Origin of the sequence: Streptomyces cinnamoneus, assembly GCF_014650495.1 — a bacterium.
GTDB classification, from domain to species: domain Bacteria; phylum Actinomycetota; class Actinomycetes; order Streptomycetales; family Streptomycetaceae; genus Streptomyces; species Streptomyces cinnamoneus.
Genome location: NZ_BMVB01000004.1, coordinates 52,539 through 66,506, shown reverse-complemented (window position 1 = coordinate 66,506; position 13,968 = coordinate 52,539). Strand labels below are relative to the sequence as shown.

The 13,968-nt window shown below is 74.1% G+C and carries 12 protein-coding genes; 7 read left to right on the top strand and 5 right to left on the bottom strand.

All coding sequences use genetic code 11. The features are described from left to right. The first annotated feature begins 51 nt into the window (after window positions 1-51). From IE182_RS07280 to IE182_RS07255, 6 genes are all read left to right on the top strand, one after another. A complete protein-coding gene (locus IE182_RS07280) occupies window positions 52-519 on the top strand; it encodes a hypothetical protein (RefSeq protein WP_190108840.1) in 468 nt (155 codons plus the stop codon). A gap of 1 nt (window position 520) precedes the next feature. After that, complete coding sequence (locus IE182_RS07275) at window positions 521-1,615, top strand: GNAT family N-acetyltransferase (RefSeq protein ID WP_190108839.1); 1,095 nt, start codon at window positions 521-523, stop codon at window positions 1,613-1,615. Between the two features lie 410 nt (window positions 1,616-2,025). Beyond that, window positions 2,026-2,850: a glycosyltransferase family 2 protein gene (locus IE182_RS07270; RefSeq protein ID WP_190108838.1), complete on the top strand. Its 825-nt coding sequence runs from the start codon at window positions 2,026-2,028 to the stop codon at window positions 2,848-2,850. After that, window positions 2,847-3,902: a glycosyltransferase family 2 protein gene (locus IE182_RS07265; protein WP_190108837.1), complete on the top strand. Its 1,056-nt coding sequence runs from the start codon at window positions 2,847-2,849 to the stop codon at window positions 3,900-3,902. Before IE182_RS07270 ends, IE182_RS07265 begins: the two co-directional genes overlap by 4 nt. Continuing rightward, complete coding sequence (locus tag IE182_RS07260; protein WP_190108836.1) at window positions 3,899-4,699, top strand: polysaccharide deacetylase family protein; 801 nt, start codon at window positions 3,899-3,901, stop codon at window positions 4,697-4,699. Before IE182_RS07265 ends, IE182_RS07260 begins: the two co-directional genes overlap by 4 nt. Continuing rightward, a complete protein-coding gene (locus tag IE182_RS07255) occupies window positions 4,692-8,363 on the top strand; it encodes a polysaccharide biosynthesis protein (protein ID WP_190108835.1) in 3,672 nt (1,223 codons plus the stop codon). Before IE182_RS07260 ends, IE182_RS07255 begins: the two co-directional genes overlap by 8 nt. 16 nt (window positions 8,364-8,379) lie before the next feature. Here IE182_RS07255 and IE182_RS07250 read toward each other — a convergent pair whose 3' ends face one another. The 3 genes from IE182_RS07250 to IE182_RS07240 form a co-directional block, all read right to left on the bottom strand. Next, a complete protein-coding gene (locus IE182_RS07250; RefSeq protein ID WP_190108834.1) occupies window positions 8,380-9,015 on the bottom strand; it encodes a hypothetical protein in 636 nt (211 codons plus the stop codon). A gap of 2 nt (window positions 9,016-9,017) precedes the next feature. After that, window positions 9,018-9,272: a hypothetical protein gene (locus tag IE182_RS07245; protein WP_190108833.1), complete on the bottom strand. Its 255-nt coding sequence runs from the start codon at window positions 9,270-9,272 to the stop codon at window positions 9,018-9,020. A 120-nt stretch (window positions 9,273-9,392) separates the two neighbouring features. Continuing rightward, the gene (locus IE182_RS07240; protein ID WP_229844653.1) at window positions 9,393-10,781 is read right to left on the bottom strand and encodes a glycoside hydrolase family protein; all 1,389 of its coding nucleotides are present in this window, start codon (window positions 10,779-10,781) and stop codon (window positions 9,393-9,395) included. A 113-nt stretch (window positions 10,782-10,894) separates the two neighbouring features. On the opposite strand from IE182_RS07240, the gene IE182_RS07235 reads away from it, so the two are divergent. Further along, window positions 10,895-12,001 carry a DUF5925 domain-containing protein gene (locus tag IE182_RS07235; protein ID WP_308432085.1) on the top strand — a complete coding sequence of 369 codons (1,107 nt, stop codon included), beginning with the start codon at window positions 10,895-10,897 and terminating at the stop codon, window positions 11,999-12,001. Window positions 12,002-12,023: 22 nt separating this feature from the next. On the opposite strand, the gene IE182_RS07230 is transcribed toward IE182_RS07235, so the two are convergent. Continuing rightward, complete coding sequence (locus IE182_RS07230) at window positions 12,024-12,398, bottom strand: GntR family transcriptional regulator (RefSeq protein WP_190108831.1); 375 nt, start codon at window positions 12,396-12,398, stop codon at window positions 12,024-12,026. Window positions 12,399-12,441: 43 nt separating this feature from the next. Further along, a complete protein-coding gene (locus IE182_RS07225; protein WP_190108830.1) occupies window positions 12,442-13,956 on the bottom strand; it encodes a carboxyl transferase domain-containing protein in 1,515 nt (504 codons plus the stop codon). Window positions 13,957-13,968: the final 12 nt, after the last annotated feature.

Here is a 13,968-nt window from a genome sequence, read left to right as displayed (position 1 = left end):
CTGCGCGACATTGAAGCCCGGCATCCGGCGCTTCGGGGGGCAAAGTCGCCAATGCAGAGCTTTACAGATCTCACCGGGCTCGATGACGCGAAAGAACCGGGCGAGGGGAGCGAGGATGACGGCCGCGCCGGACGCGGCACGACCGCAGGGGACTCGCTCCCGCTGGCGGCGGGTGCTGCGGCGGCCATCGCGGGGGTGGGCGGCGCGCTGGCTCTCGCCGACGTCACCTCACCACTGCGCGCGCCGTTCACGCTGTTCTTCCTGATCGTGGCGCCCGCGTGCGCCCTGGCGGCCGGCCTGCGCGGCCTCGATCCGCTCAGCCGGGCGGTGGTGGCCACCGGCGGGGCCGTCGCGGTGGACCTGCTCGTCGCCCAGATCATGCTCGCCCTGCACGCCTGGACGGTGCGGGGCGGTGTCGCCGCCGTCGCGGCCGTCAGCGCCGTGCTGCTGCTCCTTTCGTTCCTGATGGCACACGCGCGGCGCCATCGGAGCCGCGCCGCGAGAAGTCGGGCTTCCTGAGGTGGACATCAGCGTGTACCGACCCGGCGAGCTCACCGCGGCCGACCGGGCGGTGTGGTCGGCCCTGCAGGCCAGGGCGGTGGAGGACGGCTCGCCGCAGCTCGCGAATCCTTTCCTCGCCCCGGAGTTCGCCCTCGCCGTCGGCCGCTGCCGGCGCGGGGCGCGGATCGCGGTCGTGCGCGAGGACGGCGAGCCGGTGGCCTTCTTCCCGTTCCAGCGTTCCGCCCTGGGCGTGGGGCGGGCGATCGGGCTGGGGGTCTCGGACGCGCAGGGCCTGGTGCACCGGCCCGGCTTCCAGTGGGACGCCCGCGAGCTGCTGCACGCCTGCGGGCTGTCCCTGTGGGAGTTCGACCACCTGGTGGAGGGGCAGAAGCCCTTCGAGGTGGCGGCCTCCGGCTCGTACGCCTCGCCCGTCATCGACGTCGACCAGGGCTACGACCACTACCTCGCGGCGCTGCGCAAGCAGTCGCCCAAGTTCACCCGCACCACGCTCGCCAAGGAGCGCCGGCTCGGCCGGGACGTCGGCGAGGTGCGGTACGTGCACGACGAGCGCGATCCGGACGCGTTGCGCGTCCTGACCGGCTGGAAATCGGCGCAGTACCGAAGAACAGGGCGCGCGGACCGCTTCGCACGCCCCTGGATATCCCATCTCGTCGAGCAGCTGTTCCACACGCGCACGGAGTCCTTCTCCGGACTGCTGTCGGTGCTCTACGCCGCCGGCCGGCCGGTGGCGGCGCACTTCGGGCTCCGTTCCGGCACGGTGCTGGCGTGCTGGTTCCCCGCGTACGACCCGGAGTTCGCGAAGTACTCCCCCGGCCTGGTGCTGCACCTGCGGATGGCCGCGGGGGCGGCCGCCGACGGGATGGCCTACCTGGACCTGGGGCGGGGAGTGAAGGCGTACAAGGACTCCCTCAAGACCCGGGAGCTCAGCGTCGCGGAGGGCTGGGTGACCCGGCAGCACCCGGTGGCGCTGGGGTACCGGGCGCGGCGGGCGCCGCTGCGGGCGCTGCGCAACACGGTGCTGGCGCGGCCGGAGCTGTTCGAACCGGCCGACCGGCTGCTGAAACGGGTGGGGCGGCTGCGCGCGGGCGGCTGACGGGGACCCGCCCATGACCGCGGCCGACGTCAAGAGGTGAGCCGGTGCGGATGGTTGCATAGGCGCAAAAAACACCAAAGGAGGAGTCTCCGACCCACCTCTTGCCATACGGTCTCAAGCTTCAATACCGTCGTACATCTACCCGCATCGGCCCATCATGTCTGAGCGGCTCCGGGGAGGGCTTCACAAGCGTCGCGATGGTGTCCGGCGCGGGGCGCGGCAGGGGGTGCCGCGCTCGGCCAGTCAGCAGTGCCGAGTCGCGTGCCGCGCGACCGGCGTTACTTGCCAACTCACCCTGTCCGTACGGGCGTCCTTCGCCACCGGGCAAGGCGAGTACCCCCTTTTCGAACCGGACAGACGATCGGACCGCTGGGGCAGGCGGTCCACCGGACGAGAGGGAACGAAGACTCATGAGTGCCTTCCTGCGGCCGGCGGCCGGAGAAGAGGATCCGGAGACATCAGGCCGCTACCGGCCGGTGACCTCGCACTTCGCGATAGCGCCACCGGTCAGCGTCGTCATTCCCGCCATGAACGAGGCGGAGAACCTCCCGTACGTCTTCAAGACCCTGCCGGACTGGATCCACGAAGTGGTCCTGGTCGACGGCAGTTCCACCGACGACACCGTGCGCGTCGCCCGCGACCTGCGGCCCGACGTCAAGGTCGTCGAGCAGCTCGGCAAGGGCAAGGGCGACGCCCTGATCACCGGCTTCGCCGCCTGCACGGGCGACATCATCGTGATGGTCGACGCGGACGGCTCCGCCGACGGCGGCGAGATCGTCAGCTATGTGTCCGCGCTGGTGGGCGGTGCGGACTTCGCCAAGGGCTCCCGCTTCGCCAACGGTGGCGGCACGGACGACATGACGTTCATCCGCAAGCTGGGGAACCGCGTCCTGACCTCCATGGTCAATCACAAGTTCGGCGCCCGCTACACCGACCTGTGCTACGGGTACAACGCGTTCTGGAAGTACTGCCTGGACGAGATAGCCCTGGACTGCGCCGGCTTCGAGGTCGAGACCCTGATGAACATCAGAGTGGTGAAGGCCGGGCTGCGGGTCCAGGAGATTCCCAGCCATGAGTTCGTCCGCATCCACGGCGCGAGCAATCTGCGGGCCGTGCGCGACGGACTGCGTGTGCTGAAGGTGATCCTCCATGAGCGCGGCACCCGCCGCAGCTCCCGCCGCCGGCGGCATCCCCTCGCCGTCGCGCCCACCGCGAGCCGCGGGGAAGTCTCTTGAGCGCTGCACCGACCGGACGGACCGGAACACCGAGCGTCTCGGTGGTCGTCTGTGTCTACACCGAGGACCGCTGGGGCGACATCCTCGCCGCGGTGGCCTCGGTGCGCGACCAGTCGTACCCCGCCCTGGAGACGCTGCTCGTCGTCGACCACAACCCCGTCCTGCTGCGCCGGCTCGCCAAGACCTACGGCGACGACGGCGCCGGCGCGGACCCGCACCGGGTCAGGGTGCTGGCCAACGCCGGGCCGCGGGGCCTGTCGGCCGGCCGCAACACCGGCATCACGGCCTCCTCGGGGGACGTGGTCGCGTTCCTCGACGACGACGCGGTGGCCGAGCGGGACTGGCTGCTGCACTTCGCCGAGGGGTACGCCGACCCGCGGGTGATGGCGGTGGGCGGGCGCACCCAGCCCGTGTGGGCCTCGCGGCGCCGGCCGGCGTGGTTCCCGGAGGAATTCGACTGGATCGTGGGCTGTACGTACCGGGGACTGCCGCCGGGGAAGGTGGCGGTGCGCAACGTCCTCGGCGGGAACGCCTCGTTCCGCAGATCCGCCCTGGAGGCCGTGGGGGGCTTCGCGAGCGGCATCGGGCGCGACGGCCACCGGCTGCCCCTGGGGGGCGAGGAGACGGAGCTGTGCATCCGGCTGACCCGGGCCGTGCCGGACGCCGTCCTGCTGATCGACGACCGTTCGGTCATCCACCACCGGGTGCCGGCGGGCCGCGAGCGGTTCCGCTACTTCCGCACCCGGGCGTACGCCGAGGGGCTCTCCAAGGCCCTGGTGGCGCGCAGCGTGGGGGCCCGGGAGGGGCTGGAGAGCGAGCGCCGCTACACCACGCGCGTCCTGCCGGCCGGTGTCGCGCGCGGGGTGCGCGACGCGCTGCTGGGCCGGGCCGGGGGCGCGGGGCGGGCGGGGGCGATCGTGGCGGGCGTGGCCGCGGCGGCCGGGGGCTACGCCCTGGGCAGCCTGCGGGCGCGCCGGGGCGGCGGCCGCTTCGCGGTGCCGGTGCCCGAGCCGGCCGACGCGCCGCCGCTGCCCCAGGGGGCCGGGGCATGAGCGCGGGCCCGGTGCCGATCCTGATGTACCACGCGGTGGCGCACTCGCCCGCCCGGGCGGCGTACGGGCTGTCGGTCTCGCCGGAGGCGTTCGCCGAACAGATGCGGCTGCTGGCCGACTTCGGCCACACCCCGGTGACGGCCGGCCGGCTGGCCGCCGCCTGGCGCGGGGGCGGGCGGCTGCCCCCCAAGCCGGTGCTGATCACGTTCGACGACGGCTACGAGGGCGTGCACCGCTACGCCCTGCCGGCCCTGGCCGGGCACGGCTTCGCGGCGACGCTGTTCGCGTCCACGGGCTGGCTGCGCGGCGCGCACGAGACCGGGGGCGCGCTCGACCTCATGCTCAGCTGGGACCAGCTCCGGGAGCTGGCCGCGGCGGGAATGGAGATCGGCGGGCACAGCCACACGCACCCGCAGCTCGATCAGCTGACCGACGAGCGACTGTCGTTCGAGGTGCGGCACTGCCGTGACCTTCTGACGGCCGAACTGGGTCACCCACCCGTGTCGTTCGCCTATCCCTACGGCTACTCCAGTCGCCGGGTGCGCGGTACGGTGCGCGCGGCCGGGTTCGGTGTCTCGCTCGCCGTGGGCAACGCGCTGGCCACGCGTCGCCAGGGCCCGTACGCCCTGGAGCGGGTGACCGTGCGCCGTACCACGGGGATCGCCGAGTTCGAACGGCTGGTGGAGGGCCGGGGCCTCGGCCGGCTCTTCGCCGGGGACCGGGTTCTGACCAAGGGGTACGCCGTCGTCCGCCGCAGCCGCAGCGCCATCAGGAAAGCGACCGAAGCCTGTGCCTGACACGTCCGCGCCGATCGAGGAACGCACCGAGGGCAGAGCCGAGGAGCCGGCGTCCCGCCGGCTGCGGCTGCCCGGGCGCGGCGTCGGCAGCCCGCTGTTCCGCAACGCCTTCGCGCTGATGCTCAACACGGGCATCAGCGCCGTCCTGGGGGTGGGGTTCTGGCTGGTCGCCGCCCGTTACTACACCGAGGAGTCGGTGGGTCAGGGCTCGGCGGCCATCGCCGCGATGAAGCTGCTGGCGGGGCTGACGGCGGTGACGCTGACGGGGGCGCTGGCCCGTTTCATCCCGGTGGCGGGGCGGACGACGGGCGCCCTGGTGCTGCGGACGTACGCGGGGAGTTCGGTGCTGGTCGCCGTCGCGGCGGCGGTGTTCCTGGCCACGCTGGACCTCTGGGGTCCCTCCTACCGCTTCCTGCACGGGTGGCTGCCGGGGCTCGGGTTCGTCGCGGCGGTGGTGGCCTGGTCGCTGCTGACCCTGCAGGACGGGGTGCTGACGGGGCTGCGCAGTGCGTTCTGGGTGCCGGTGGGCAACACGGTCTTCTCGGCGGTGAAGCTGGCGCTGCTGGTGGGGCTGGCGGTGACGCTGCCGGTGTCCGGGGTGTTCGTGTCCTGGGTGGTGTCCATCGCGGTGTCGGTGGTGCCGCTGGGCTGGCTGGTGTTCCGGCGGCTGGTGCCCGCACACGTGCGGGCGACCGGGGACAGCGCGCGCCCGGCGTCCCCCCGGGAGATGGGACGTTTTCTCGCCGGGGACTACACCGGGTCGTTGTTCTCCCTGGCCGTGGTCTATCTCGTCCCGGTGATCGTCGCCGCCCAGGTCAGCCCGGCCGACAACGCCTACTTCTACATCACCTCCACCATCGCCGGCACGGTCAACCTGCTGGCGATCAACATGGGTGCCTCGCTGACGGTGGAGGGCTCGCACGACCCGGCGCGGCTGGCGGAGAACTGCCGGGCCGCGCTGCGCCGGATGGCCAGGATCATGGTGCCGGTCTGTGTGCTGCTGTTCCTCCTGGCCCCCTACGTCCTGCGGGTCTTCGGCCGGGGGTACGCGGAGGCGGCGACGCCGCTGCTGCGCTGGTTCGCGGTGGGGGCGGCGCTGCGGGTCGTCATGGAGGTCTACTTCGCGGTGCTGCGGGCGCAGAGCCGGACGGCCGGGCTGGCCTATCTGCAGGGGTTGCTGTGTCTGCTGGTACTGGGGCTGACGGTGGTGCTGCTGCCCCGGATGGGGCTGACGGGCGCGGGCGTCGCGGAGATCTGCAGCCTGACGGTGATCACCGCCATCGCGGCGGTGAAGCTGCGCGGGGTGCTCAGGGCGGCGGCTCCGGTGCCCGCCTCCGGCGCCGACGAGACGCCGCCCGACGGTGACCTGGCGGACCTGGCGGTGCACGGCGACCGGCGGGACGACGGCGCGAAGGAGCATGAGACCCGCTCGCTCGGCACCCGCTGGGCGCTGCGCTCGGCCCTCGATCCCGACACGATCCCGCTGGGCGTGCGGCTGGACATCGACCATCCGGAGCGCCGTCCGGACGTGCGGCCCGGCCCCGAGGTGCCGGAGAGAGGGGCGGAGCAGGCGGAGAAGAAGGCCGCCGGGAAGAAGGCGAAGGAGCCCCCTCTGTCCGCGGCGCTGCCGGTCGCCGCCCCCGTGCGCCGCGTGCGCCGGTGGCGCACGCCGCAGACGGCGGCCCGGCTGGTGCAGGTGCTGCTGGCCGGAGCGCTGGCGCTGTACTGGCTGCCGCTGACGGCCGTGGGCGAGGTGGACCTGGACGGCATGGGCGGCTTCGGGCTGGTGTCCGTGCTGCCGGTGGCGACGCTGCTGGGCGCCGGGCTGCTCGTGGTGTGCTTCGCGGGTGCGCTGTCGCTGCCCCGCCCGCGCCCCTGGCTGCTGCTGACGGTGCTGCTGGTGACGGTGGTGTCGCTGCATGCGGTGCCCGCGCTGCTGGAGGACCGCCCGCGCTTCGCCACGGCCTGGCAGCACCTGGGCTTCCTGGACTTCATCGACCGCACGGGGGTGGCCGCCCCCGACCTCGACGCGCGCTGGAGCTGGCCCGGCTTCTTCGCCCTGGCCGCGTTCGCCGCCCGCGCCTGCGGCGTGCAGGACCTCACCGAGGTGCTGCGCTGGTGGCCGCTGGCCGTCCAGCTGCTCTGCCTGGCACCGCTGTGGCTGCTGATGCGCGCGGTCCGGGCGAGCTGGCGGGCGACGTGGACGGCGCTCTGGCTGTTCGCGCTGTCCGGCTGGGTCGGGCAGGACTACTTCTCCCCCCAGTCCCTCAACTACCTCTTCTACCTGCTGTTCGTGGCCGTCCTGCTGGTGTGGTTCCGCTGGCCGGGCCAGCTGCGCGGCCGGCTGCTGCCCGGCGAGCAGGAGGTCGCGCCGGCCGGCCGCGGCACGCGCGTGGTCCTGCTGGCGCTGGCAATCGTCCTGTTCACCGCCTCGGTCGCCAGCCACCAGCTGACGCCCTTCGTCATGCTGGGTGTCGTCACCGCCCTGGTGCTGGTGCGGCGGCTGTCGCCGACCGGGCTGCCCCTGCTGTGCGGGGTGCTGCTCGTGGTGTGGGTGGGCTTCCTGGCGGAGCCGTACTGGTCGGGTCACTTCGACGACCTCTTCGGCGGGCTGGGATCGCTGGGCGGCAATCTCTCCTCGTCCGTGTCGGGCCGCATCGAGGGCGGCAGCGCCACGCACAAGATGGTGCTCTACGTCCGCGTCGCGCTCGCCGGCGGCGTGCTGGCGTGCGCCGCGCTGGGCTGGTGGCGGCGGCGCCGCGCCGGGCTCGGCGACGTCTGCCTGCCGGTCCTGGCCTGCGTTCCGTTCCTCGCCTTCGGCATGCAGTCCTATGGCGGCGAAGTGGCCCTGCGCGTCTTCCTCTTCGCCCTGCCCGGCGCCTGCGCCCTGGCCGCGCTCGCCTTCTTCCCGCGCCCCGGGGCCCGGCAGGCCCGCGTCTGGCGCGGGCCGCTGGCGGCACTGCTGGCCGGCCTGGTGCTCGTGCTGGGCTTCCTGGTGGCCCGCTGGGGCAACGAGCCGTTCGAGCGCGTCCGCCCCGGCGAGGTCGCGGCCATGGACTACGTCTACCGCCACGACCGGCCGACCGTCCGCCTGCTGTGGCTGAGCGGCAACACCGCCACCGACGTCACCCCCGCCATCCCGTGGGGGGCGCGCGACATGGAGCGCGTGCTGTACGAACCGGCCCTCGCCCCGCGCGACCCCGCTCAGGTGCCCGGCCTGGTGAGCGCCCTGCAGCAGGCCGGCCCCCACGCCTATCTGATGGTGGGCCGCGGGCAGTCGGTCTATCTGGAGCTCAGCGCGGGCTACGCCCCCGACTGGGAGCAGCGGTTGCGGCGCTCCCTCGACGGGCGGCCGGAGCTGCGCCGGGTGCTCAGCAACGAGGACGCGGTCCTCTACGAGCTGAAGGACAAACCCGCCGGCAGTGCGCCCGGGCCGCGGCCGGGCCCCGCCGGGCCGCGGGTGACGTGGACGCCAGTGACGGTGGTCGGTGCGCTGGCGGCGGGCCTGCTGCTGGTGCTGCTGACGGCGCGGGAGCTGGTGCGCGTGGGGGCGCGGCCGGGGGTGCGGCAGCTGCGGTGGTTGCAGGGGACGTTCTGGTTCGCGCTGCCGTTGCTGGCCGTGGTGCTGGGGTCGCTGGTGTGGCGGCTGGTGACGATGTCGTAGCAGGAGCGCAGGCGCGTCAGAACAGCGGCCGGTAGCACAGGGCGGCGACCGCGCGCAGGCCCGGCGCCCGGCGCCCGGGCCGGTGGTGCGGCAGGACGTGGCCGTTCAGGGCGGTGACCCCCGTGTCCGGGTAGGTCAGGCGCGTCCCGCCGTGGCGGTCCCAGGCGGGATCGCTCTCCAGGGCGCCGAGCCGCTCCATGGTGCTGCCGGTCAGCCCGGGGTGGACGTGGAGCGGGCCGACGTCGCCGAAGGCGGTGGTCAGCAGCGTCAGGCCGCACTGCTCGGTGTCGATGTGGAGGAAGACCTCGTCGTCGTCCTCGTAGTAGCCGTACGCGGCGAAGGTGGGGACCAGCAGCCGGCCCGTGAGCGCCCGCGCCGCACCGGTCAGCTCCAGGTGGATCCGGGCCAGCAGCGGGCCGCCGGCGGCGGGGGTGCCCCGGGCGGGCAGGCGGCGGGCCACGACGGGGGTGCGCGGCCCGCGCCGGGGGATCACGGCCGCGGCGTGCCGGGCCCGGCCCTCCGCGGCGATGCGGCCGGCGAGCGCACGGTCCCACAGGCCGGGGAGGCGGACGTGCCCGTGGGCGGCGTAGGAGTGCTGTTCGGCGCGGGTGACGGTGGTCCGGTGCAGCAGCGCTTCGGAGGCGGCGGTCATGGTCAGGAGGTGGTGGCGACGGGCCAGGAGGGCTCGGTGGTGTAGTGGGCCAGCTCACTCACGGCGGGCAGCTGCAGCAGGCCGGCGAAGCTGTAGCCGCCGGCGAGCGGGATCCGCACGCTCTCCCGCAGGTGTGCCTCAATGGCGTCTCTGGCCTCGGGCGCGGCCTTCGCCGTCTCGACGGTCTCCCGGGGCAGGACGTAGTAGTTCTCCTCCGCGTCGACGATGACCAGGGCCTGACTCGCGTTCTCGGGCACAGCGGCTTCCCTTTCGTTCCCGGCGCGGTGGGCGCCGGGGGAAGTCTTTCCGCGTGCCGCGGTGATAACAACAGCCCGGACCCGCCCCGGACGGGTGATTCCCCGGCCGTGTGCACGCCTTCAGAGCCAGCGGACCTCGTAGGCCGCGAGCTCGACCGCACGGCCGTCGACGCGGGTCGCGACCGCCCTGTCCTGGGTGTTGACGACCAGGACCGTGCTGCCGGAGGCCAGTACCTGCACGCGCGCGCGGTCCTCGTCCGGCACGTCGGCCGTGCGGAAGTCGGTGCCCGGCGGGAAGGCTCTGGCGAACCGCGCGAGCAGGTCCAGCATGGGCAACGCCCCTCCCCCGTCGCGCAGTTCGGTGCTGCGCCACAGGCAGCCGGGGCAGTCGGCGCCCTGTTCCTCGGGGTTCCAGTAGAACGCACCGGCCGCCCCCGCCCCCGCCAGGTGCATCATGGCGCTGGCCTGCACGGCGACGCGGTGGGGCTCGGTCCACGTCTTGCGGCCGTCGTGCTCGTCGGCGGGCTCGACGTACCACTCGGCCCACCACACCGGCAGTCCCGTGGTCCGGCCGAGCCACGTGGTGACGTCGGCGAACTTCCGGGTGGCCGCGAACTCGTCGGGGACGGGCCGGCTGCCCGTGCGGGTGTAGCTGGCGCCGTCGACGACGACGAAGTCGGCCCCTTCCTTGTGCTCGTCCCAGTACTCCAGGGCGTCGACGGCCCGTTGGTCCACGGCCCCCCAGGGTCCGTTCACCCGGGAGGCGTTGGCGTCGTCGCCGGGGGCCTCGCTGTCCATGACGACGTACGGCCCGCCGACGAGGGCGTGCCTGTTCCGCTTCTTCAGCTCCTTGTAGACGAGGTTGTAGAGCTCGGTGTACCCCTCGTAGTCCCAGCGCTTCCTCGAATCGTCGTAGAAGCCCTTGAACTCGTTCCAGACGATGAAGTGGCGCACGTCCGGATAGCGCTGGGCGATGACGCCCGCGAGCCGGGCGAAGTCCTTGTAGTGGGCGCGGTCGGGGGCGGTCTCCAGTGACTTCTGCGACCAGTCGGTGTGCTCGCCGCCGCCCTTCATCCAGTCGGGGGCGCAGCACAGCGTGAGGACGGGCGCGGTGCCGGTGCTGCGCATGAGCGCGACGCGCCGGTCCAGGTCGGTGAAGTTGTAACGGCCGCGCCGCGGCTCGGGGTTGTCGGCGCCCCAGCCCATGATGTGCTGGTTCTGCGGCAGGGGTTCGCCGGAGAGGGTCTTGGCGGCGGTGCGGCGGGCGGCGTCCTGGCCGAGGTCCGCGCTGTACTGGGTGTGGGTGAAGCCCCAGCCTATGCGGGCGGCGGCTCCGCCCGGGCGGCCCGGGTCGCCGCCCTGCTGCCGGGCCAGCAGGGACGCGGTGACCAGCGCGGCGAGGGCGAGGGCCGTGGCCGTCAGCAGCGCCACGAGCCGCCACCGCGGCGGCCGCGACCGCCGCCACCACGTCGCCCGCAGCAACGCCCGACCTCCACCATGACGTCCCATCACGGAAAGGGTATCCGTGGCGGAAAGCGTGTGCGGTGGCTTCTCGGCCAACGGGGGCGGAAACGGGGAAAACCCGGGTGCGCCGGGGCGATCCGTGCCGGATCATGGGCGGCATGTGTGCCGACAGGAGTGACGACCGCCCGCCGTCCCCGCTCATCCGGCTGAACGTGGACGCCGACGCCCCGGCCGATGTCATCGACGCCCTCTTCCTCGGACCCTTCTCCCGCGGCGAACAGCCCTACGCCCGGGGCCACTCGATGGAGCGCGTCCGCTCCGGCGCCTCGCTGCTGCCGCCCGAGGCCCGGGTGGTGCGCTCGGCCCGGGACGACGACCGCAGGGCGATCCTCGCCGAGGGCGAGGGCTGGTCGCTGCTGGCGGCCCGCTGGAACCGCAGCGCGGACGTGACGGTGACGGCCGTCAGCGACGAGCTGGCCCGCACGGTGCTGGAGCAGGCGGTGGACGGCGCGGAGGACGACCCCGAGCCGCGGCCCGAGCACGTCACCATGGGCTTCTGGTACCTCTCGCCGCGCCGCGGTCCGCACCGCACGACGCGGCAGATCTCCGCCGGCACCTGGGAGGAGGTCCGGGCCCACTACACGGCGCCGGTGGCCGATGCGATGGACCGGCTGATGAAGGTCACCCCGGACGACATCGCCGGCCGGCTGCTGCTCCTGCACGGCCCGCCGGGCACCGGCAAGACGTCCGCGCTGCGGACGCTGGCACGGTCGTGGCGGGACTGGTGCCAGGTGGACTGCGTGCTGGACCCGGAGCGGCTGCTGAACGACGTCGGTTATCTGATGGACATCGCGATCGGTGAGGACGACGGCTCGGCGAAGGGCGGCCGTTGGCGGCTGCTGCTCCTGGAGGACTGCGACGAGCTGATCCGCGGCGAGGCCCGGCACGCGGCGGGCCAGGCCCTGTCGCGCCTGCTGAATCTGACGGACGGTCTGCTGGGCCAGGGCCGCAACGTCCTGGTGGGCGTCACCACCAACGAGGACCTGGAGCGCCTGCACCCGGCGGTGGTGCGGCCGGGCCGCTGCCTGGCCCGCATCGAGGTGGGCCCGCTGACCCGGCCCGAGGCGGTGGCGTGGCTGGGCCGCGAGGAGGGGGTGGGCCGGCACGGAGCGACGCTGGCGGAGCTCTTCGCCCTGCGGCGGGGGGCCGGCCCGACGTCGGTGCCGGGCCAGCAGGGCGGGGCGGACGCCGGGTTGTACCTGTAGGCGCCGGGCGGTACGGGGGCCTTCAGTCCCCGTACGCCACCCGCAGCGCGTCCTGGGCCGCCGCCAGTGCCGCCTGCCGGTCCAGGCCCAGGCGGTGGGCCCGCTGGGCGTACGCCGCCGCCGCGGCCGCCGCCTCGCGGGCGGCCGTGTCGCCCGGGGCCGCGATGAACGTTCCGTTGCGGCCGCGGGTCTCGATGACCCCGTCCGTCTCCAGCGCACGGTATGCCTTGGCCACCGTGTTCGCCGCCACCCCCAGGTCCTCCGCGAAGCCGCGCACGGTCGGCAGTTTGTAGCCGACGGGGAGCTCGCCGGAGCGGGCCCGGTCGGCGATGCGGGCGCGGATCTGCTCGTAGGGGGGTTCGGTGGCGTCCGGGTCGACGGTCATCTGCAAGGCCATGCCGACCATTGTGCGTCAGGACGCGCGTCGGGACCCTCCTCGCCTATGACGGGATGTCACCCGTGCCGCCGAGGCGCCGGTAGCGCGCACGTCGGTCCGCACGCCGCTCGTTGCGGTCACGCGCCCTGAGAGCGGCCATCTCCGCTCCGGTCACACGGCCGAGGGCCGAGAGGAAGTCGTCGTCGCCTTCCTCCACGATGCGGTCCACGATCCCGTTCGCCACGAGGTCGGCGGAGCGCACCCCCTGGCGCGCGGCCACCTCGTAGGCGCGGTCCGTCGTCCGGTGCAGGATCGCCGACGCCCCTTCGGGCGGCAGCGGCGACAGCCACGCGTGCCGCGCCGCCACGACCCGGTCCGCCGGCAGCAGTGCGAGGGCGGCACCACCGGCCCCCTGCCCCAGCAGCAGGCACAGGGTCGGTGCGGAGAGGTTCACCAGGTCGGCCAGGCAGCGGGCGATCTCCCCGGCGAGCCCGCCCTCCTCGGCCTCGCGCGAGAGCGCGGCGCCGGCGGTGTCCACCACGGTGAGCAGCGGCAGGTCCAGCTCGGCCGCGATGCGCATGCCGCGGCGGGCCGCCCGCAGCCCGGCGGGCCCGAGCGCCTGGCCGGCGGCCGGGTCGGGGTGGCTGCCGCGGTCGTGGCCGAGCACCACGCACGGCGTCCCGCCGACGCGCGCGAGCGCGAGCAGGAGCCCCGGGTCGCGCTCCCCCGCGCCCGTGCCGCTGAGCAGCGTGAGATGGGTGGCGGTGGCGCGCAGGAATTCCCGTACCCCGGGCCGGTCGGGCCGGCGCGAGCGGCGAATGGACTCCTCGGCGGAGGGCACGTCGGGGCGCACCCCGGGCGCGTCCGCCGGTACGGGCCCCGGTGGCCGTACGTCGTCGGCGCACAGCACCGACAGGGCCCGCCCCGCCACCTCCGCCAGCCGCCCGGCCGGCAGCACCGCGTCCACCAGCCCGTTGGCCAGCAGGTTCTCGGCGACCTGGACACCCGGGGGGAATTCCTCGCCGTAGAGCGCCTCGTGGACGCGCGGGCCCAGAAAACCGATGAGGGCGCCCGGTTCGGCGGCGGTGAGGTGACCCAGGGACCCCCACGAGGCGAGCACGCCACCGGTCGTGGGGTGCCGCAGATAGACGAGGTAGGGCAGCCCGGCCGCCTTGTGATCGGTGATGGCGCCCGTGACCTTCACCATCTGCAGGAAGGCGATCGTGCCCTCCTGCATCCGGGTACCGCCCGAGGCGGGGGCCGCCAGCAGCGGCAGCCGCTCGGCGGTGGCCCGCTCCACGGCCCGCACCAGCCGCTCCCCCGCGTCGACGCCGATGGACCCGGCGAGGAAGCGGAACTCGCAGGCCACCAGGGCCACGCGCCGTCCGCGCACCCGCCCCTCACCGGTGATCACCGATTCGTCCAGGCCGGTCAGCTCCCGGGCGGCGAGCAGATCGGCGCGGTACTCCGGGTCGTCCGTGGTCAGCGCGACGGGCTCGTCCCAGCACCGCCAGGTGCCGGGGTCCACGACGGCCAGGAGGAGGTCGAGGGCGGAGGTGCGCTTGCCGGGTCCGGTCATGGGATCACCCTG

Excerpts from the sequence above, each read along its gene's own strand:
- IE182_RS07235 (WP_308432085.1), top strand. The coding sequence starts at position 10,895 with ATGTGTGCCGACAGGAGTGACGACCGCCCGCCGTCCCCGCTCATCCGG.
- IE182_RS07260 (WP_190108836.1), top strand. The coding sequence starts at position 3,899 with ATGAGCGCGGGCCCGGTGCCGATCCTGATGTACCACGCGGTGGCGCAC.
- IE182_RS07270 (WP_190108838.1), top strand. The coding sequence starts at position 2,026 with ATGAGTGCCTTCCTGCGGCCGGCGGCCGGAGAAGAGGATCCGGAGACA.
- IE182_RS07225 (WP_190108830.1), bottom strand. The coding sequence starts at position 13,956 with ATGACCGGACCCGGCAAGCGCACCTCCGCCCTCGACCTCCTCCTGGCC.
- IE182_RS07280 (WP_190108840.1), top strand. The coding sequence starts at position 52 with ATGCAGAGCTTTACAGATCTCACCGGGCTCGATGACGCGAAAGAACCG.
- IE182_RS07250 (WP_190108834.1), bottom strand. The coding sequence starts at position 9,015 with ATGACCGCCGCCTCCGAAGCGCTGCTGCACCGGACCACCGTCACCCGC.
- IE182_RS07230 (WP_190108831.1), bottom strand. The coding sequence starts at position 12,398 with ATGGCCTTGCAGATGACCGTCGACCCGGACGCCACCGAACCCCCCTAC.
- IE182_RS07240 (WP_229844653.1), bottom strand. The coding sequence starts at position 10,781 with ATGGGACGTCATGGTGGAGGTCGGGCGTTGCTGCGGGCGACGTGGTGG.